Origin of the sequence: Buttiauxella sp. S19-1 (assembly GCF_022134725.1) — a bacterium.
Lineage (GTDB): Bacteria > Pseudomonadota > Gammaproteobacteria > Enterobacterales > Enterobacteriaceae > Buttiauxella > Buttiauxella ferragutiae.
In genome coordinates this window covers 18,122-38,077 of sequence record NZ_JAHWLU010000020.1, presented here as the reverse complement: position 1 = coordinate 38,077, position 19,956 = coordinate 18,122, and the positions used below count along the sequence as shown (strand labels likewise).

The 19,956-nt window shown below is 51.2% G+C and carries 19 protein-coding genes; 2 read left to right on the top strand and 17 right to left on the bottom strand.

Annotation, left to right across the window (positions count from 1 at the left end):
• Positions 1-7: 7 nt before the first annotated feature.
• The 9 genes from pabC to yceD form a co-directional block, all read right to left on the bottom strand.
• Positions 8-808, bottom strand: a complete 801-nt coding sequence (gene pabC, locus MES37_RS07255) for an aminodeoxychorismate lyase (RefSeq protein ID WP_064547810.1) — start codon at positions 806-808, stop codon at positions 8-10.
• Positions 809-921: 113 nt separating this feature from the next.
• Entirely contained in the window at positions 922-2,163 is a 1,242-nt protein-coding gene (fabF, locus tag MES37_RS07250; RefSeq protein WP_237930790.1) for a beta-ketoacyl-ACP synthase II, read from the bottom strand.
• An 87-nt stretch (positions 2,164-2,250) separates the two neighbouring features.
• Positions 2,251-2,487 carry an acyl carrier protein gene (gene acpP / locus MES37_RS07245; protein WP_034456161.1) on the bottom strand — a complete coding sequence of 79 codons (237 nt, stop codon included), beginning with the start codon at positions 2,485-2,487 and terminating at the stop codon, positions 2,251-2,253.
• Between the two features lie 154 nt (positions 2,488-2,641).
• Positions 2,642-3,376 (bottom strand): 3-oxoacyl-ACP reductase FabG, encoded by a 735-nt coding sequence (gene fabG / locus MES37_RS07240; RefSeq protein WP_064547814.1) that lies wholly within the window; start codon positions 3,374-3,376, stop codon positions 2,642-2,644.
• Positions 3,377-3,389: 13 nt separating this feature from the next.
• The gene (gene fabD / locus MES37_RS07235) at positions 3,390-4,319 is read right to left on the bottom strand and encodes an ACP S-malonyltransferase (protein ID WP_064547817.1); all 930 of its coding nucleotides are present in this window, start codon (positions 4,317-4,319) and stop codon (positions 3,390-3,392) included.
• 17 nt (positions 4,320-4,336) lie between these two features.
• Complete coding sequence (locus MES37_RS07230) at positions 4,337-5,290, bottom strand: beta-ketoacyl-ACP synthase III (RefSeq protein WP_064547819.1); 954 nt, start codon at positions 5,288-5,290, stop codon at positions 4,337-4,339.
• 5 nt (positions 5,291-5,295) lie between these two features.
• Positions 5,296-6,330, bottom strand: coding sequence for a phosphate acyltransferase PlsX (gene plsX, locus MES37_RS07225; RefSeq protein ID WP_133522663.1), 1,035 nt, complete (start codon positions 6,328-6,330; stop codon positions 5,296-5,298).
• An 11-nt stretch (positions 6,331-6,341) separates the two neighbouring features.
• On the bottom strand, positions 6,342-6,512 hold the full coding sequence (gene rpmF / locus MES37_RS07220; RefSeq protein WP_034456167.1) for a 50S ribosomal protein L32: 171 nt from the start codon (positions 6,510-6,512) through the stop codon (positions 6,342-6,344).
• Between the two features lie 16 nt (positions 6,513-6,528).
• A complete protein-coding gene (gene yceD, locus MES37_RS07215) occupies positions 6,529-7,050 on the bottom strand; it encodes a 23S rRNA accumulation protein YceD (protein WP_034456169.1) in 522 nt (173 codons plus the stop codon).
• 140 nt (positions 7,051-7,190) lie between these two features.
• Here yceD and MES37_RS07210 point away from each other — a divergent pair, with 140 nt between their 5' ends.
• Positions 7,191-7,775, top strand: a complete 585-nt coding sequence (locus MES37_RS07210) for a Maf family protein (protein ID WP_121813862.1) — start codon at positions 7,191-7,193, stop codon at positions 7,773-7,775.
• A gap of 43 nt (positions 7,776-7,818) precedes the next feature.
• Here the strand turns inward: MES37_RS07210 and rluC are convergent, their stop codons facing one another.
• A complete protein-coding gene (gene rluC, locus MES37_RS07205) occupies positions 7,819-8,772 on the bottom strand; it encodes a 23S rRNA pseudouridine(955/2504/2580) synthase RluC (protein WP_167558332.1) in 954 nt (317 codons plus the stop codon).
• A 571-nt stretch (positions 8,773-9,343) separates the two neighbouring features.
• On the opposite strand from rluC, the gene rne reads away from it, so the two are divergent.
• On the top strand, positions 9,344-12,649 hold the full coding sequence (gene rne, locus MES37_RS07200) for a ribonuclease E (RefSeq protein ID WP_237930788.1): 3,306 nt from the start codon (positions 9,344-9,346) through the stop codon (positions 12,647-12,649).
• A 156-nt stretch (positions 12,650-12,805) separates the two neighbouring features.
• Here the strand turns inward: rne and flgL are convergent, their stop codons facing one another.
• From flgL to MES37_RS07165, 7 genes are all read right to left on the bottom strand, one after another.
• Entirely contained in the window at positions 12,806-13,768 is a 963-nt protein-coding gene (flgL, locus tag MES37_RS07195; RefSeq protein ID WP_064547830.1) for a flagellar hook-associated protein FlgL, read from the bottom strand.
• 16 nt (positions 13,769-13,784) lie between these two features.
• Positions 13,785-15,446 (bottom strand): flagellar hook-associated protein FlgK, encoded by a 1,662-nt coding sequence (flgK, locus tag MES37_RS07190; protein WP_064547832.1) that lies wholly within the window; start codon positions 15,444-15,446, stop codon positions 13,785-13,787.
• 85 nt (positions 15,447-15,531) lie between these two features.
• Positions 15,532-16,473, bottom strand: a complete 942-nt coding sequence (gene flgJ / locus MES37_RS07185) for a flagellar assembly peptidoglycan hydrolase FlgJ (protein WP_064547834.1) — start codon at positions 16,471-16,473, stop codon at positions 15,532-15,534.
• The gene (locus MES37_RS07180; RefSeq protein WP_064547836.1) at positions 16,473-17,567 is read right to left on the bottom strand and encodes a flagellar basal body P-ring protein FlgI; all 1,095 of its coding nucleotides are present in this window, start codon (positions 17,565-17,567) and stop codon (positions 16,473-16,475) included. Before MES37_RS07180 ends, flgJ begins: the two co-directional genes overlap by 1 nt.
• 11 nt (positions 17,568-17,578) lie before the next feature.
• The gene (locus tag MES37_RS07175) at positions 17,579-18,274 is read right to left on the bottom strand and encodes a flagellar basal body L-ring protein FlgH (RefSeq protein ID WP_121815654.1); all 696 of its coding nucleotides are present in this window, start codon (positions 18,272-18,274) and stop codon (positions 17,579-17,581) included.
• Between the two features lie 65 nt (positions 18,275-18,339).
• The gene (gene flgG, locus MES37_RS07170; protein ID WP_064517889.1) at positions 18,340-19,122 is read right to left on the bottom strand and encodes a flagellar basal-body rod protein FlgG; all 783 of its coding nucleotides are present in this window, start codon (positions 19,120-19,122) and stop codon (positions 18,340-18,342) included.
• A 77-nt stretch (positions 19,123-19,199) separates the two neighbouring features.
• On the bottom strand, positions 19,200-19,955 hold the full coding sequence (locus MES37_RS07165; protein WP_064547838.1) for a flagellar basal body rod protein FlgF: 756 nt from the start codon (positions 19,953-19,955) through the stop codon (positions 19,200-19,202).
• Position 19,956: the final 1 nt, after the last annotated feature.

The window sequence follows — 19,956 nt, the reverse complement described above, 5'->3', positions numbered from 1 at the left end:
TAATTGGTTACTCACAAAGTGGTGCTAAAAATTGATAAAGCTCATGCGATTTATATCGCCAGGATTCAGCCTGGTTCACAGGGATAATCGGCATCAATGCGTTGCAAATTAGCACTTCATCAGCCGTCGCCAGGCTGTCTAATCTTTCGCGCACTTCAGTCACCTGCCATGATGATTCAGCCAGACAGGCGATAATATGCTGACGCATGGTGCCGTTCACACCAGATTTATCTACATACGGCGTAAATACCTGTGTTCCTTTACGCCAGAATAAATTAGCGGCACAGCATTCCGTAAGCCACCCATCGCTGTCAAGAACCAGCGCCTCCTGGGCTGGCATCTGTTCAAGATGCGTACGAATCATCACTTGTTCGAGCCGATTCAGGTGTTTAATTCCGGCGAGATGTGGGTTGATACCCATCCGAATTGGGCTAAGCGCCAGGGAGATACCGTGTGCGCGCCACTGAGGATAAAAAGCAGGGTAAGCAGAAACCGACAATAAGCGAGTCGGCTGCACGCAATTTGCGGCGCTATAACCACGCCCACCGCTGCCTCTGGTTATGATCACCTTCAACACGGCTTGTTGTTCAACCGCCGCCATTTGCTGCATTTCATTTTCCAGCAGTGACCAATCGACAAATGGAATCAGGAGTTTTTCACAGGCTTGCTGCAATCGAGCGAGGTGTTGTTCTAAAAAACGAATGCTGCCGTTGCAAGCACGCGCCGTGGTGAAGCAGCCATCACCGAACTGCACAGCGCGATCGTTCGCCGCCAGATTTTCCGTTAACTCACCATTGATTAAATACATTACAACTCCTCAATGTTCTGTGAGTTAAGAGTGCCAGTGCGAAGGGTTTGCAGCAAGAGGGGACATTTCAGATGTATAAAGGGCCCGCAAGCGAGCCCTTTATAAGTAACGACTTAGATCTTTTTAAAGATCAATGAGCCGTTGGTACCACCAAACCCGAATGAATTACACAGAGTGTATTCCATTCCTTTCACCTGGCGAGCAACATGAGGAACAAAGTCCAAATCGCAACCTTCGTCAGGGTTATCAAGGTTAATTGTTGGTGGAATCGCCTGATCGCGCAGTGCGAGGACGGAGTAGATTGACTCTACAGCCCCTGCAGCACCTAACAGGTGACCGGTCATAGACTTAGTTGAGCTCACCAGAACACGCCTGGCATCTTCACCAAAAATAGTCTTAACCGCTTGTGTTTCAGCTTTATCGCCAGCTGGCGTTGAAGTGCCATGCGCATTCACATAGCTCACCATACCAGGGGTAATGCCTGCATCACGCAGAGCATTTTCCATCGCCAGTGCAGCACCTGCACCTGACTCCGGCGGAGAAGTCATGTGATAAGCATCGCTGCTCATACCAAAACCAACGACTTCTGCATAGATTTTCGCGCCACGTTTCTTAGCATGTTCGTACTCTTCGAGTACCATCATGCCTGCGCCATCACCCAGTACAAAACCATCACGGTCTTTATCCCACGGACGGCTTGCCGCTTGTGGGTTTTCGTTACGGGTAGAAAGTGCACGTGCCGCACCAAAGCCACCCACGCCCAGCGGAGTACTCGCCTTCTCTGCGCCACCTGCCAGCATAGCGTCTGCATCGCCGTAGGCGATCATACGTGCTGCCTGACCGATGTTATGCACACCAGAAGTACAAGCTGTAGCAATGGAAATGCTTGGGCCGCGCAGGCCAAACATAATGGTCAAATGACCTGCTACCATATTCACAATAGTGGATGGTACAAAGAATGGGCTGATCTTACGTGGACCACCGTTGACCAACGAGGAGTGGTTCTCTTCGATAAGACCCAGACCACCAATACCAGAACCAATTGCGGCACCGATACGGATTGCATTCTCTTCTGTTACTTCCAGACCAGAATCCAGCATGGCCTGGTGGCCAGCAACAATTCCATATTGAATGAAGGCATCCATTTTGCGCTGTTCTTTGCGCGAAATGATGTCGTCACAGTTAAAATCCTTTACTAAGCCAGCAAATTTCGTTGCATAGGCGGTAGTATCGAAATGGTCGATTAGGCTGATGCCACTCTGACCGGCAAGGAGAGCTTTCCAGCTAGACTCTACGGTATTGCCGACAGGAGACAACATGCCCAGTCCGGTCACAACTACACGACGCTTAGACACGTTTGTCCTCCAGGGAGGGAAAAAATAATACTAGTGGGACAATTAGATAAAACTCAGGCGGTCGAATGACCGCCTGGAGATGTTCACTTACGCCTGGTGACCGTTGATGTAATCAATGGCAGCCTGAACAGTGGTGATTTTCTCAGCTTCTTCGTCCGGAATCTCAGTATCAAACTCTTCTTCCAGAGCCATTACCAGCTCAACGGTGTCAAGAGAATCAGCGCCCAGGTCCTCTACGAAGGAAGCGGAGTTGATAACTTCTTCCTGCTTAACGCCCAGTTGTTCGCCAATAATTTTCTTAACGCGTTCTTCGATAGTGCTCATACTCTTAAATTTCCTATCAAAACTCGCTTTCGCGATGGTTTTCGTAGTGTATAAAATGTTGAAAAAGATGCAACTAAATCCCGGCAGGTCATACCACGATTTTACGCTATTTTGCGGGCATTCGCCCAAATAACGCAAATATTTTGTATCGTGGTTAAACCATATACATTCCGCCATTGACGTGCAGGGTTTCACCAGAGATGTAACCCGCCTCGTCAGAGGCTAAAAATGCAACAGCACTGGCGATTTCTTTTGCGTCGCCTAAACGACCCGCTGGAACTTCCGCCAGTATACCCGCACGCTGTTCTTCAGAAAGCGCACGCGTCATGTCCGTTTCAATAAAGCCCGGAGCAACAACGTTTACAGTAATACCACGAGACGCAACTTCACGTGCCAGTGATTTACTGAAACCAATCAGACCCGCTTTCGCCGCAGCGTAGTTTGCCTGACCAGCATTTCCCATGGTACCAACCACGGAACCAATAGTGATAATACGACCATGACGCTTTTTCATCATAGCGCGCATTACCGCTTTTGACAGACGGAAAACTGATGACAGATTGGTTTCGATGATATCGTTCCATTCGTCATCTTTCATGCGCATTAACAGATTATCACGAGTGATACCGGCATTATTGACCAGAATGTCAACTTCACCAAATTCTGCGCGAATATTTCCTAAAACAGCTTCAATCGAAGCAGGATCGGTCACATTCAGCATATAGCCTTTGCCGTTATCGCCCAGATAATCACTGATCGCCTGCGCACCGCTTTCGCTGGTCGCAGTACCGATAACTTTCGCACCACGGGCCACTAGGGTTTCCGCGATTGCGCGGCCAATACCGCGGCTTGCACCGGTTACCAGCGCAATTTTTCCTTCAAAACTCATGGTCATCCTCGTCTTATTGCTCGAGCGCCGCTGACAGAGCTACCGGCTCGTTAATCGCCGATGCTGTCAGTGTGTCAACAATACGCTTTGTCAGGCCAGTCAATACTTTACCAGGCCCTACTTCCAGCAACTGGGTCACACCCTGTGCTGCCATAAATTCAACTGATTTAGTCCATTGTACTGGGCTGTACAATTGGCGCACCAGCGCGCTACGAATAGCTTCTGGTGATGTTTCGCACTTCACGTCCACATTGTTCACAACCGGAACAGTTGGCGCATTGAAAGTAATATTTTCCAGCGCGACTGCCAGTTTATCTGCCGCTGGTTTCATCAGCGCACAGTGAGAAGGCACACTGACAGGCAATGGCAGTGCACGTTTTGCACCGGCGGCTTTACAAGCTGCACCTGCACGCTCAACTGCGTCTTTATTACCCGCGATCACGACCTGGCCTGGTGAGTTATAGTTCACCGGAGAGACTACTTCGCCTTGAGCCGCTTCTTCACAAGCTTTGGCAATTGATGCATCATCAAGACCGATGATGGCATACATTGCACCTGTGCCAGCAGGAACCGCTTCCTGCATCAATTTGCCACGTAATTCAACCAGACGCACCGCGTCAGCAAAATCAATCACACCAGCACAAACCAGAGCAGAATATTCGCCCAGACTGTGGCCTGCCATCATAACAGGCGTTTTGCCACCTTGCTGCTGCCAGACACGCCATAAAGCAACAGATGCGGTAAGCAAAGCAGGTTGAGTCTGCCAGGTTTTGTTCAACTCTTCCGCAGGACCTTGTTGGGTCAATGCCCACAAATCATAGCCCAGAGCAGCAGAAGCTTCACGGAAGGTCGCTTCTACAACAGGGTTTGCTGCTGCGATTTCTGCCAGCATACCTGGTGCTTGCGAACCCTGGCCTGGGAAAACAAAAGCAAATTGAGTCATGGTTAAATCCCTAATAATCAAAAACGAACCAGTGCTGAACCCCAGGTAAAGCCGCCACCGAAGGCTTCGAGCAATACCAGTTGGCCACGTTGAATTCGACCATCACGAACAGCTTCGTCAAACGCTGCCGGTACAGAGGCCGCAGAGGTGTTGCCGTGGCGATCAAGAGTCACAACCACATTATCTAATGACATGCCAAGTTTCTTGGCCGTGGCACTGATAATGCGTAAGTTAGCCTGATGCGGCACCAACCAATCGAGATCCGAACGATCCAGATTATTCGCCTCAAGGGTCTCATCAACAATGTGTGCAAGCTCTGTAACCGCGACTTTAAAGACTTCATTGCCGGCCATCGACAGGTGAATCGAATTTTCAGGATTCACGCGATCGACATTCGGTAGCATCAGCAGTTCACCATAGCGACCGTCAGCATGCAGGTGGGTTGAAATGATACCAGGCTCTTCAGAAGCACTCAGTACAACCGCCCCTGCACCATCACCAAAAATAATAATTGTGCCACGATCGGTAGGATCGCAAGTACGAGCCAGCACATCAGAACCAATAACCAGCGCATGTTTTACTGCACCAGACTTCACATATAGGTCTGCCACGCTCAGGGCGTAGGTAAAACCTGCGCAAGCGGCTGCAACATCAAATGCAGGGCAGCCTTTAATCCCTAACATTGCCTGCACCTGGCAGGCAGCACTTGGGAAAGCGTGCGTTGAAGAAGTTGTGGCAACGATAATCAGCCCAATTTCAGACTTATCGATTTCTGCCATTTCAAGCGCACGCGTAGCCGCAGCAAAAGCCATTGTTGCAACGGTTTCATCTGGCCCAGCAATTCGACGTTCACGAATACCTGTACGGGTGACAATCCACTCGTCAGAAGTATCCACCATTTTTTCCAGGTCGGCGTTGGTACGCACGTGTTCGGGCAAATAGCTGCCCGTACCAATAATCTTCGTATACATGTACGTCAGTCACTCTTGGGTAATACAGATTCCAGGCGGGCAGCAATCCGTGTAGGGACTTGCCGCACCACCGCCTGCACTGCCTGTTCAATAGCGACAACAAACGCTCGCTGATTGGCCGCTCCGTGACTCTTAATCACTGTGCCGCGCAATCCTAACAGACAGGCGCCATTATACTGGTCGGGGTTGAGGTGACTGAATCGCCTGGTCAGGCTCTTTTGTAACCAATGCTTCAATATAATTAGCCACCACGACCTTTTTTTCCCTTCACCTTGAGATTTCAAAAGCGAAAGGAACATTCTGGCAACCCCTTCCATCGTCTTGAGGGTGACGTTACCGACAAAGCCATCACACACCAGCACATCGGTTTTTCCCGTCAACAGCTCGTTCGCTTCAAGATAGCCAATATAGTTGATAGAAGGCATTGTTTTTAATAAAGCTGAGGCATCACGAATACTATCGAGACCTTTAGTCTCCTCTTCGCCGATGTTCAGCAAAGCGACTCGCGGGGAGTTGATGCCGAGTACTTCTTCAGCCATCACAGAACCCATTATCGCGAATTGCACCAACATATTACTGTCACAATCAACGTTCGCACCGAGATCCAGCACGACAGTTTTACCCTTTTGTTGATGCGGTAAAACCGTCATCAACGCTGGGCGCTCAATCCCTTCAATCGGTTTGAGCAATAATTTAGCCAGGCCCATCAGCGCACCAGTATTTCCTGCACTGACACAAGCCTCCGCTCGCCCTTCTTTTACTAACTCAAGCGCCACTCGCATTGAGGTTCCGCGACTGTTACGAATCGCTTGCGAAACTCTTGCATCACTGGCAATAACCGATTCCGCAGGAACTATCTGCGCTCGTGAACGTTTTTCAAAATCAGCTTTGGCAAGTAATGGCGTGATGGCGTCGGGGTCGCCGACTAATAGAAGGTTTAGCTGAGAGTTAGAGTCCAGTGCCTGCAAAGCTGCAGGCACTGTCACGGAAGGACCGAAGTCCCCACCCATGGCATCTAACGCAAGGGTTAGACGTCTCAAGGTATCGCCAATTACTTAGCGATAACCTTGCGACCGCGGTAGAAACCGTCGGCGGTGATGTGGTGACGCAGATGAGTTTCGCCAGAAACTTTGTCCACGGACACTGCTGCTGTGGTCAGCGCGTCATGGGAACGACGCATGCCACGTTTAGAACGGGTTGGTTTATTCTGTTGTACGGCCATGGACCTTACTCCTCAATTACTTATGCTTTAAACTGGCTAATACGGCAAATGGGTTTGGTTTCTCCGCCTCGGAAGGCAGTTTGCCAAATACCATGTCCGCCTCGGACACTTCACAGTGTTCAGAATCATGCACCGGAACAACTGGCAAGGAGAGGATAATTTCATCTTCAACCAACGCCAGAAGATCGATTTCACCAAATTCGTTGACCTGAACTGGTTCATATCCTTCCGGGAGTGCTTCAGCCTGCTCGTCTTTGACGATCGGGCTAAAACAATACTGTGTGTAGACCTGATGGGCAAACGGCTTTCCGCAACGCTGACATGCCAATGTTACCGAAACCTTCGCATCACCGGTAAGAACCGCGAGGCGTTGGTTATCGATGGCAAATGACATATCGCATTCCACATCACTGTCTACACTGACTACAAATTCGGCGACACGCTCAACCTGAATAGGGGTGTAAACACCCGTGTAATCAAGGCGTTTTTGAGCCGTACGAACCGGATCGAGAGTCAGGGGTAATTTTACTTTTTGCATAGGGCGCGCATATTAACTTTGTAACGTCATAGAGTCAAAGAAAAAGCCTGTAAACAGCGCCTTTTCTACTTATTCGCACACATTGCGGTGGCATAGTTTAAAATGCCTTTTCTCGGATCGCTATCATTAATGAAAAAAATATGACGCAAATTGTTCTGGCTTCAACTTCGCCATACCGTCGAGAGCTACTAGAAAAGCTCGGTATCCCCTTTACTACCGCGTCTCCACAGGTCGATGAAACGCCGATTCCCGGTGAGAATGCCCGCCAGCTGGTCGTGCGACTGGCGCAAGCAAAAGCACAGGCGTTGAGCAAGGAATATCCAAATCATCTGATTATCGGTTCAGATCAGGTCTGCGTTTTAGAGGGAAAAATCGTCGGAAAGCCGCACACCGAAGAAAAAGCAGTGGAACAATTGCTGACTGCCCGCAACAGTATTGTCACTTTTTATACCGGGTTGGCGCTTTATAATTCAGCATCCGGAAATTTACAGGTGATTTGCGAACCTTTTGATGTTCATTTTCGTCATCTGAGTGAACAAGAAATCCGCAATTACGTGCGAAAAGAACAGCCGTTACAGTGCGCTGGAAGTTTTAAGAGTGAAGGTTTGGGGATCACATTATTCGACAGACTGTCCGGTAAGGATCCGAACACCCTGGTTGGGCTGCCGTTAATTAGCTTGTGCGAGATGCTCAACAACGAGGGATGTAACCCTTTACTCATATAGCTGACTTAGAGTGGAGACACCTTCGCGCCTCCACTCTAAACGGTTAGCCCGCGTTGCGTAACACCGTAAGACAGCGTTTCAATTGCTCATCCAGCGGCGCTTCAACACGCATAACTTCACCGGTATTGGGATGGGTGAAACGCAATGCTGCGGCATGCAAGAACAAACGATTCAGGCCAGTGCCTGCGAGTTGCTTATCAAATTCGCGATCGCCATAGCGATCATCGAACGCAATGGGGTGCCCGGCATGCAGCGTGTGCACGCGAATCTGATGGGTTCGCCCGGTGATTGGGCTGCAACGTACTAATGTGGCGAAAGCATAACGCTCTTCCACTTTAAAACGTGTTTCTGACGGTTTGCCTTCACTGTTGACGCGTACAATACGCTCACCGCTCTGCAAAATATTTTTTAGCAACGGAGCCTGCACCGCTTTGACATGCGACTGCCATTGGCCACGTACCAGCGCCAGGTAATCCTTCTGCATACCCTTTTCACGCAACTGCTCGTGCAGTGAACGCAGGGCGGAGCGTTTCTTCGCCACCAGCAAAATGCCCGATGTATCACGGTCAAGACGATGCACAAGTTCAAGGAAACGCGCTTCCGGGCGCAACGCACGCAAGCCTTCAATCACACCAAAGCTCAAGCCACTGCCACCGTGAACCGCAGTACCTGAAGGTTTATTCAATACCAGGATGTGATCATCTTCATAAATAATCGCATCCGTCAGCGCGGCGACTTTTTGTAGATGTGGCGATACGGCTTGTTCTTCACGTTCGGCGACGCGAACCGGCGGAATACGAATTTCGTCGCCATCCTGGATTTTATATTCAGGCTTAATGCGTTTTTTATTCACGCGCACTTCGCCTTTACGCAAAATGCGATAAATCATACTTTTCGGCACGCCCTTCAGGCGGGAGAGCAAAAAGTTATCGATACGCTGCCCAGCTTCATCAGAAGAAATGGCAACGATTTGTACTGAAGGTGTCGGAGTTTTCATGGTCGGCGATTCTAAATAGCGTGCGCGCATAGCGCCACTCATTTTTATGTGCTTAACTGAGAATCTGCCTGGTTTTAAGTCGCCTGACTGCCCTTTTTCAGATTTCTGCGACATGCAGCGAAAAAGTGAGTTAAAAAACTGTAAGAAACGAGGCATCAAAGGCAAAAGTCATCTTGCTATAATAAGGTTAGCAATGGAATAATGTTGCGGTTTTCCGTGTTGATACTTGTTAGAACAAGGAATTTTGCGGAATTACCAGTTTTGCCTGAACGTCCATCCACGCAGCAATGGCGTAAGACGTATTGTACCTTCAGGCAGTTAGCGGGCTGCGGGTTGCAGCCTGACCGGTAAATTGGAATCAACTCTTAAGATATATTCTAAGGTTATTCCCACGATAATTGCGCTGTATTTCCGTATGAAATACAGGCTACCGACACTTTGCGCCTCTCAGCAAGCGACAACCGTGAGGTTGGCGACTTAGCGTTTAGTCACGAGGCCATCGGTTCACTCCCGGTCAGCGTCACCATGCCCGTAGCTTTGTCACCAATGTAAGAATAATGAGTAAGTTACGATGAAAAGAATGCTAATAAACGCGACTCAGCAAGAAGAGTTGCGTGTCGCCCTTGTAGATGGGCAACGTCTGTACGATCTGGATATTGAAAGTCCTGGACACGAACAGAAAAAAGCCAACATCTATAAAGGCAAAATCACCCGTATTGAACCAAGTCTGGAAGCGGCATTTGTAGATTACGGCGCGGAACGTCATGGTTTCCTTCCTCTTAAAGAAATTGCCCGCGAATACTTCCCGTCTAATTATTCATCACATGGTCGTCCGAACATTAAAGATGTTCTGCGTGAAGGCCAGGAAGTGATTGTCCAGATTGATAAAGAAGAACGTGGTAATAAAGGCGCAGCCTTAACCACCTTTATTAGTCTGGCAGGAAGTTATTTAGTACTGATGCCAAATAACCCACGTGCTGGTGGTATTTCCCGCCGCATCGAAGGTGACGATCGTACTGAATTGAAAGAAGCCCTTTCCTCTCTGGAACTACCAGATGGCATGGGTCTGATTGTACGTACTGCTGGCGTGGGTAAATCCGCTGAAGCACTGCAATGGGATTTAAGCTTCCGTCTGAAGCACTGGGAAGCGATTCAAAAAGCGGCAGAAAATCGCCCTGCTCCATTCCTTATCCATCAGGAAAGCAACGTTATTGTACGTGCTTTCCGCGATTACCTGCGTCAGGACATCGGTGAAATTCTTATCGATAACCCGAAAGTACTCGAACTGGCTCGCCAGCATATCGGTGCTCTGGGTCGCCCTGATTTCAGCAGCAAAATTAAGCTCTACACCGGTGAAATCCCGCTGTTTAGCCACTACCAAATTGAGTCGCAGATTGAATCCGCTTTCCAGCGCGAAGTTCGTCTGCCATCCGGTGGTTCGATTGTTATCGACTCCACTGAAGCGTTAACCGCCATCGACATCAACTCCGCGCGCGCAACTCGCGGTGGTGACATCGAAGAAACGGCGTTCAATACCAACCTTGAAGCGGCTGATGAAATCGCGCGCCAACTGCGTCTTCGTGACCTCGGTGGTTTGATTGTTATCGACTTCATCGACATGACGCCTGTGCGCCACCAGCGTGCGGTAGAAAACCGTCTGCGTGAAGCTGTCCGTCAGGACAGAGCTCGTATCCAAATTAGCCATATCTCTCGCTTTGGCCTGCTGGAAATGTCTCGTCAGCGTCTCTCCCCTTCTTTGGGCGAGTCCAGCCACCACGTCTGCCCGCGTTGTAGCGGCACAGGTACGGTGCGTGACAACGAATCCATGGCACTCTCCATTCTGCGTCTGATTGAAGAAGAAGCGCTGAAAGAGAATACCCAGGAAGTTCATGCGATTGTTCCGGTGCCGATTGCGTCTTACCTGCTGAACGAAAAACGTGATGCAGTTAGCGCGATTGAAACCCGTCAGGGCGGCGTGAAAGCCATCATCGTTCCTAACGATCAGATGGAAACACCACACTACTCCGTACTGCGCGTGCGCAAAGGCGAAGAAACTAAAACGCTGAGCTACATGCTGCCTAAGCTGCATGAAGAAGAGATGGCGATGCCTTCTGATGAAGAGTACGCCGAGCGTAAACGCCCAGAGCAACCTGCGCTCGCGACCTTCGTGATGCCAGACGTGCCGCCAGCACCGCCAGAATCTGCACCGGTAGCCACACCAGCTCCTGCTGCTAAACCTGCGGTCGCGAAAACGGCAACAGCTGAGCAACCTGGCTTGATTAGCCGCTTCTTCGGTGCGCTGAAAAACCTGTTCGCAGGCGAAGCGACTACTGAAAGCAAAGAAGTTCAGGAAGCGAAACCGGCTGAGACTGAAGGCCAGCGTCAGGGTCAGGATCGTCGTAATAACCGTCGCCAGAACAACCGTCGTGACCGTAACGATCGTGGCGATCGCAACAACCGCGATCGTGATAACCGTGGCGAAAGCCGTGGTGAAAATCGCAGCGAAAATCGTGATAATCGTGATAATCGTGATAATCGTGAGCCGCGCGAAAACCGCGATCGCGACGATAACCGCCGTAATCGCCGCCAGGGTCAGCAGCAAAATGCTGAAGTCCGTGAAAACCGCCCGGCCGTTGCTGAAGAAGCTGAAAAGCCTAAAGCACGCGACGAGCAGCAGCCACGTCGTGAACGCAACCGTCGTCGTAGCGATGACAAACGCCAGGCACAGCAGGAAGTTAAAGTTCTGCAGCGCGATGAACCGGTAGAAGTTGAAGCTGATACCGAGCAGGAAGAACGCGTCCAGGTGATGCCTCGCCGTAAGCAACGTCAATTGAGCCAGAAAATTCGTTTCGAATCTGCAGCAGATTCCGTAACTGAAACTGTGACAACTCCAGACGTAGCCGAAGTGACCGCTGCACCTGCTGCACGTACCGAACTGGCGACGATTCCGTTACCAGCAGTTATCGAGAAACCTGTTGTTGAGCATGATGACAACAACGATTCACGTAACGATTCTAACGGTATGCCGCGTCGCTCTCGCCGTTCCCCACGTCACTTGCGTGTCAGTGGTCAACGTCGCCGTCGTTATCGTGATGAGCGTTACCCAACGCAGTCACCGATGCCATTGATCGTTGCTTGTGCTTCTCCTGAACTTGCTTCTGGTAAAGCCTGGATCAGCTACCCGGTTGCCCGTTCCCAGGAAGATTCGCAGTACGAGAATCACGTTGATCATGCTCCAGTCTTTGTTTCTCACGAGCAAGAGCCTGTAGAAGTGGTTATTGTTCCGCCAGTCGTTCAGGCAGCAGCGCAACCTGTAGCGGTTGAACCGGCACACGTTGAAACCACTCATCCAGAAGTGATTGCGGCTTCGGTCACTGAGCAGCCACATCTGATTGCCACTGAAGACGACGTTGTTGCTGAACAAGTGATTGACGAAGTTACGCCAGCTCAGGATGACGTTGCCGTTGAAACGCATCAACAGCAGGCAGCAGAAGTGGCTGAAGTTGCTCCAGTCGTAGTTGAAGAAACTACGCCAGAGGCTCCGGTAGAAGAAGTTAAGCCGGCAGTGACAGAGACTAAAGCTGAAGAGACTCCGGTTGCAGAAACCAAAGCTGAAGAGACGCCAGTTGAGAAAACTGTTGTAGCAGAAACTGTGGTTCCTGAAGTGAAAGCTGCACAGCCTGTTGTTGCTCATGTGACTAAACATGCAGCCGCGCCGATGACTAAAGCTCCGGCACCGGAATATACTCCGGAAGCACCACGCCAGAGCGATTGGGTACGCCCAACATATGAGTTCAGTGGCCGCGGTTCTGCTGGTGGAAACAGCGCAACTCACCAGGCAACAGCTCCAGCTACACGCCCGCAAAGCGCTGAATAATCGCTAAGCGTTGCGAAAAAGCCGGTCAGGAAACTGACTGGCTTTTTTATTTCTGAGAGTCTTGTGGGATAAGGCAAAAAAAAGCCCACTTCGGGGTAATGAAGTGGGCACATAAAGCGCACCCAGTTTCATGGCACGCCCCAAACGGTAAAGCTACTATTTATTCAGCTGGAACAAAGACATCCCCTGCATATCACTGAATGCTTTGTAAGACGCCTGAAGTGCTGCCTGCTGCATCACATAGGAAGATATCGCCGAGTTCCAGTCTACATCCACCAAATCACTCATTTGCTGCGACTGTCCCAACGCACGGTCATTACCTAAATCATCAAGCTTATCCAGCTCATTAAGCTGTGTGCCTAGCTCTGCACGCACGGTCAGAACGTTATTAAGGGAGTTTTTCAGCCCACGGTTGGTTTTATCGATAGCCGCGGTTAAAAGATCTTTGTCGGCATCATCCAGGCCTTCAGCGGGTTTTCTCAGGGTGGCAATCGCAGAATCAAGCATGTTGAACAGATTGGTTTCCGAGTCACTGCCATCGGGTTCCGGCACCGCATTACTGGTCAGCGAGTTGAACACTTGCGTGCCCGTGTGGCCAATCGTCATGCTGCGTGCGGCATCAACAGACTGGGTCACAGCAGTACCACCGCCCGTATAAACGATGCTGTTTGCCCCACCGCTAAACGGTGCAGAATCCGTTTTATAGCCCGCAAAAATAAAACGCCCGTTGCCATCTGTGCTGTTGGCAAGGTTGAGGATCTGATTGCGGACACCTTCCAGATCGGTAGCCAGTGAAGCACGATCGTCATCGCTTAACGTACCGTTACCGGCGTTAACGATTTTCTCCTGCGCAGACTGAATCGCCGTGGTCACCTGCCCCAGTACGTTCTCTTCCAGCGACACTTTCTGTGTCGCAAAAGTACGAGCCAGCGCGTACTGGCTGTTTTGAGCCTGAGCCTGAGACAACACCACCGCTTGCGATGCGGCAATCGGGTCATCAGAAGGTTTAGTGACACGTTTACCCGTCGACATTTGCTCGCCGTAGCGCAGCCACTCACTTTGTGCGTTGGTCACGCCACGCATGTTTTGCTGGTACATCATTGCGGTACTGATACGCATACGCCAGATTCCTTAATTAACGGATGGACAGTAACGCATCAAACAGAGTTGATGCCGTCTGAAGAACCTGGGCATTCGCCAGGTAATACTGTTGGAAACGCTGCAAGTTACCGTACTCTTCGTCAAGGTTGACACCAGAGATGGACTGCTGTTGGTTACTCAACTGCGTGACCACATTATCTTGCGTGGTACTGGTGACTTTCAGCGTGCTGGTTTTGTTACCCACATCACTCACCAGGCTGGCATACGCATCGTTAAACGATTTGTTGCCGTTGACGACTTTACTGCTCTGCAAATCCAACAGCGCCTGAGCATTACGGTTGTCGCTATCGCCACCCGAAGGATTGGCCGCTAATGCCAATTCACTTTCGTCGCTAATTAAGACGTTCATATTCACCACAACATCTGAAACCGGCTTAATAACGAAACTGTCATTCTTGGTCGCTGGCGTACCGCTAATGTCGATTTTTAAGCCGTCGAAACTCAGACTCTTGTTGCCACTGCCATCAACGGCCTCGGTTGCGGTGAATTTCTTATTGTCCGACAAGCGAGTGATTTCCCAGTCAGGATCGTTAAACACAGCTTTATAGTCGCTGGCCTGAACCGCTTTGCTGTCAGTGACTTGTGCAGTCAGTACTGTCGATTGAGAGGCATTTTTACTGTTGCTTAAAACAGACGGGCCGCCGTAATCAAAGAAATCTTTCCCCACCGCGCCATTGGCATCAATGCCCGCGCTGTGCTGCTGATTAATCGCATCAGAGAACGCTAAAGCTAACTGCCCGAGGCGGTTACGCGCGCTGTCCAAATCCTGAGAACGGAAAGTCAACATGCCGCCCAGCGAACCATTCTTCAGCTGGCTTTCAGGGATTTCAGTGGTGCCAGAAACCGGGTCAACATACGCCACAGTAATGCGTGACGGGTCAGAACTGGAGCCGACAGCCGCCAGTTGATTAGCTTTGTCGCCTTGCACCAGGGTTAAACCGTTGGCGATCGACACGTTATACGAGCCACCGTCCTGCACACTGACTTCAACACCGACAATCTGGTTAAGCTGGCTGACCAACTGGTCGCGCTGATCGAGCAAATCGTTTGGTGATGCGCCCGCGCCCACACCGGTAAGGCGTGAAATCTGATTATTCAGATTCGCAATCTGGCTGGCGTAATTATTGATTTGTTCCACGCTGCTCTGGATAGCAGTATTCACCTGCTTATCCTGGTCGCGCAGATACTGATCCGTCACCTTAAACTGGTTTACCAGGCCGCTGGCATTGCCAAGCAACGCCTGGCGAGCAGCCGGGTCTTCAGAATTACTGACCAGCGTTTGCAGGCCAGTAAAGAAACTTTGCATGGTGGTGGCGAGGGTGTTGGTGCTACCCGACAGCATATTGTCGATTTTCGACATTTGCTGATACTGAGTACTCAGACCACTGCTTTGCGTCTGTGCCGCGCGCAGTTGGTTAGTGATGAACGCATCATATTCACGTTGCACACCGCTGACTTGCACACCGTTGCCAATCCATCCTCCAGCACCCAGCGTACTTTTCGACTGAGATAACACGGTAGTCTGGCGGGTATAGCCTGTGACGTTGTAATTAGAAATGTTGTTACTGACAGTATTCAGTGCCGCCTGGGCAGCACCCAGGCCACTCATGGCACTGTTAATCAGGCTACTGGACATGAAATTTCCTTAGCGCATTAATCACGGTTCCTGTCAGTAAGTATCGGCAGTTCCCGGCAGGACTTGAGTATTTAATAGTGAGAACTTAGAAGAGATTAGACAGGTCGTTGCTATACGCTTTCGCCACTTTCTCACCCATCGCTTTCATCTGCTGAATCATGCCCGTCAGCTTACGGGCATAGTTCGGATCGGTGGCGTACCCCGCATTTTGCAACGCTTGTGCGCCCTGTTCTGCGGTATTGGCATTAGTCACGGCGGCGTAACGCGGGTTGCGTGTCAACAAGCCGACGTAATCAGAAAGCGCCTCCAGATAAGAGCTATACACGCGGAACTTGGCTTTTACCTTTTTCGCTTCACCGTTTTCATATTCGGTGGTGGTGATTTCAGTCACCTCCCCTTTCCAGCTACTGCTGGCTTTGACGCCAAACAGGTTAAAACTCGGCTCACCTTTTTCAGTCAGAATTTGCCGTTGCCCCCAGCCTGACTCCAGTGCCGCTTGCGCCAGAATCAAGTGATGAGGAATGCCGCTCTGTTCACTGGCAAGGCGTGCGGGTAACGAAAGCTGCGCCAGGAAGTCTTTGCTATCACCGGTTAGCGGTTCTTCGTTAGACGGTGCTTTCGGGATGGCCTGACGCACCATTTGCGTGATGGTCTGGTTCTGGAAGCTGGTCACCGTCTGCATATCAAACTTCATCGGTACTTTGCCAGCCTCTTCCGATGGGTCAGCATTGCCGCCCATTTGCTCCACCATCATGTCCGCCAGCCCAAGGCCTTTTGCGCTGAGCTGTTGGGCAATTTGCTGGTCATAGATACTGGTGTACATCCGCGTTTGCTCACTGCTGAACAAGCCATCTTTCGGCAGCGCCTCGCGCATGCTTTTCAGCATCATCTGCACGAACATCCCTTCCACCTGGCGGGCAACCGACTTCATGTTGCCTTTCGGATCTTGCCCTGTTTTGGCTTTTAACTCGTTAAGAGAGTTAGCATCCCACGCCGCATTCGCCAGTGATTGGGACTCGTTAAGCATCAGATAATTTCCACTTTGGCCCGCAAACAACCCGCGGTTTGCATAGATTGCAGAATCGACATCAACTCCATTGGTGATGCGCCCAGCGTGTTCAAAGCACGAACCACGGTGTTCAGGTTGGCACTGGCGTTAACCCGTTGCAGCGCCCCGCCATTCTGGCGCAAGTCGATTTGCGTTTGCGGGGTGACAACAGTTTGACCGCCACCAAATGGTGTATCCGGCTGGCTCACCTGTGCCTGGCGGTTGACCGTCACCGACAAGTTGCCCTGCGCCACCGCACAAGTATTCAGTGTCACTTCCTGGTTCATCACCACCGAACCGGTACGTGAGTTGATAATCACTTTGGCGTCCTGTGCTGGCAGGTTCACTTCCAGGTTCTGAATATCGGCCAGCAAACGCACTTGCGAGCTGTTGCCGGTTGGGACACGAATCTGGATGGTGCGAGCATCAATCGCCGACGCGCTGCCAAAGCCACGCGAACGGTTAATGGTGTCGGTAATTTGCTGCGCCAGCGTGAAATCATCATTGTTCAGTTGCAGGCTGATGAGATTGCCTGAACCAAACGTTCCCGGTAATTCACGTTCGATGATCGCGCCATTGGTGATACGCCCGCCATTCAGTTGGTTCACCTGAACGCTGCTGCCACCCGCAGAAGCCCCCGCACCACCGACCAGAATATTGCCTTGCGCCAGGGCATAAACCTGGTTGTCGACCCCTTTCATTGGCGTCATCAGCAATGTGCCGCCGCGCAAGCTTTTGGCGTTACCCATTGAAGAAACCACCACATCAATATTTTGCCCCGAGCGAGCAAACGCCGGGTACTTAGCCGTCACCATGACCGCAGCCACGTTTTTGAGCTGCATATTGGTGCCCGCAGGAACGGTAATCCCCAACTGCGAAAGCATGTTGTTCATGGTTTGCGTGGTGAACGGCGTTTGTGTGGTCTGGTCACCCGTTCCGTCAAGGCCAACCACCAGGCCATAACCAATCAGGGAGTTTTCACGCACGCCCTGAACCGTGGTCAGGTCGCGGATACGGTCAGCCTGCGCTAGCGTTGCCACCAGCATCAGCAATCCGAATAAATATCTGGTCATAAATCCCTCGCTTACATCGGCGATAAATTAAGGAAGAAGCGTTGCATCCAGCCCATGTTCTGCGCTTCGTTGATATAGCCGTTTCCGACATATTCGATGCGCGCATCCGCCACTTGTGTGGACGGCACGGTGTTGGAGCCACTGATGGTGCGAGGATTGACCACACCGGAGAAACGAATAAATTCGGTGCCCTGGTTAATGGCTATCTGTTTTTCACCCACGACGTGCAGGTTGCCGTTTGCCAGCACCTGATCGACCGTCACGGTTAAGGTTCCGCTAAAGGTGTTACTGGCATTCGCCCCACCTTTACCGTTGAAACTGTTGCCGCCTTCCACATCCACATCGGCGCGGTTATTACCGAACAGACCTTCGAGATAGCGCGGCGTGACGTTAAAGCCAAAATTAGTTTTGCCATCACGGCTGGCATTCGCCGACGAACTCTTACTGGCACTGACATTTTCCTGAAGCTGGATCGTCAACGTATCGCCAACGTTACGTGGGCGGCGGTCTTCAAACAGCGGTTGATAGCCATAATTCAGCGGTTGCGCCGTCTGGAAAATAGAGCCATTAACCACAGGTGCAGGGCCAGGCACAGGTTGGGCCGATGTTGCCCCTTCCACCAGCGGTTTAGTTGGCACCAGTGCACAGCCACTTGTGGAGAGCACCAGAAACATCACGATAGGACGAAGAACCATTGGGTTTTGCATTGCTTTCATCTTCAGGTCATTCAGATAACGACAGCCGGTGCGAAACACTCACACCGGCAAACGTCTTACAACTGCGTCAGCTTTTGCAGCATCTGGTCAGTGGTTGAAACGGCTTTAGAGTTGATTTCGTAGGCGCGCTGAACCTGGATCATATTCACCAGTTCTTCAGCCACGTTCACGTTAGAGGTCTCAACATACCCCTGATACAAAAGCCCTGCGCCATTCAGCCCAGGTGTGCTTTCGTTTGGCGTACCGGAAGACTGGGTTTCGGCATACAAGTTTTCACCCAGGCTTTCCAGACCCGTGTCATTCATAAAGGTGGTCAAATTCAGCTGCCCCACCTGAACCGGCTGTGCCTGCCCTTGTTGCGTCACGCTGACAATGCCGTCACGTCCAACGGTAATGGTGAGTGCATTAGCAGGGATAGTGATCGCTGGCTGAACCTGGAAACCGCCCGCGGTGACCAACTGGCCGTTCTGGTCGACCTGGAAAGAACCATCGCGTGTATAGGCGCTGGTGCCGTCCGGCAATTGCACCTGGAAAAAGCCCTGGCCTTTAATCGCCACATCTTTGCTGTTGTTGGTCTGCGACAGGTTGCCCTGGCTGTGCAGGCGCTCGGTAGCCACCGGACGCACACCCGTACCAATCTGCAAACCGGACGGTAATGTGGTCTGTTCAGAAGATTGCGCTCCAGGCTGGCGAATCGTCTGGTAAAGCAAGTCTTCAAACACCGCGCGTTGACGCTTAAAACCATTGGTGGAGACGTTTGCCAGGTTGTTGGCAATCACATCCATGTTGGTTTGCTGGGCATCAAGACCGGTTTTAGCGATCCATAAAGAACTGATCATTTTTGATTCCTGTTAGATCTGTATTTCGTTTGTCGGATGAGGCTTCGCTTATCCGACCTACAAAAACCGTTCGGCTATCAACTCATCGCCAACAACTGATTGGCGCGCTGCTCGTTTTCATCAACGCTTGAAATAATCTTCATTTGCATCTCAAAACGGCGGGCGTTCTCAATCATGTCGGTCATGGCTTCGACGGGCTTAACGTTGCTGCCTTCCAGCACGCCAGGCATCAACGAGATGCTGGCATCCGCCTGCAACGTGGCACCACGCGTAGCTTGCGCCAGCGCACTCGGGCGGAAGAAACCGTCATCACCGCGCACCACTTCCTGGCCGGTGGCTTTCACCAGTTTCAGGCGGCCAATCGGTGCCACGGTATTCGGCTGGTCACCCGCGTTCAGTGCAGAAATAGTGCCATCTGCCGCGATAGTCAGTTGCGCGCCCTGAGGCACAGCAATCGGGCCACCTTCTCCCATCACCGGTTGCCCGCCGATGGTCAGTTGCCCGGCAGGGCTAACCTGCATATTGCCGTTACGGGTATAAGCTTCAGTACCATCAGCACTTTGTACCGCCAGCCAGCCATCTTGTTGCAGGGCAACATCCAGCGGGCGTTGGGTGTAATCAAGCTGACCTTGCGACATATCCACGCCAGGCGTTGAAGCCGTCACCAGGGTGCGCGTCGGCAACGAAAGCCCTTCTATTGGCACCGAACGCAATGCGGTTAGCTGTGCGCGAAAGCCCGGTGTTGAAGCATTTGCCAGGTTGCTGGCAGTCACCGCTTGTTGGTTCAGCGTCTGACTGGCCGCACCCATGGCGGTATAAATTGCGTGATCCATT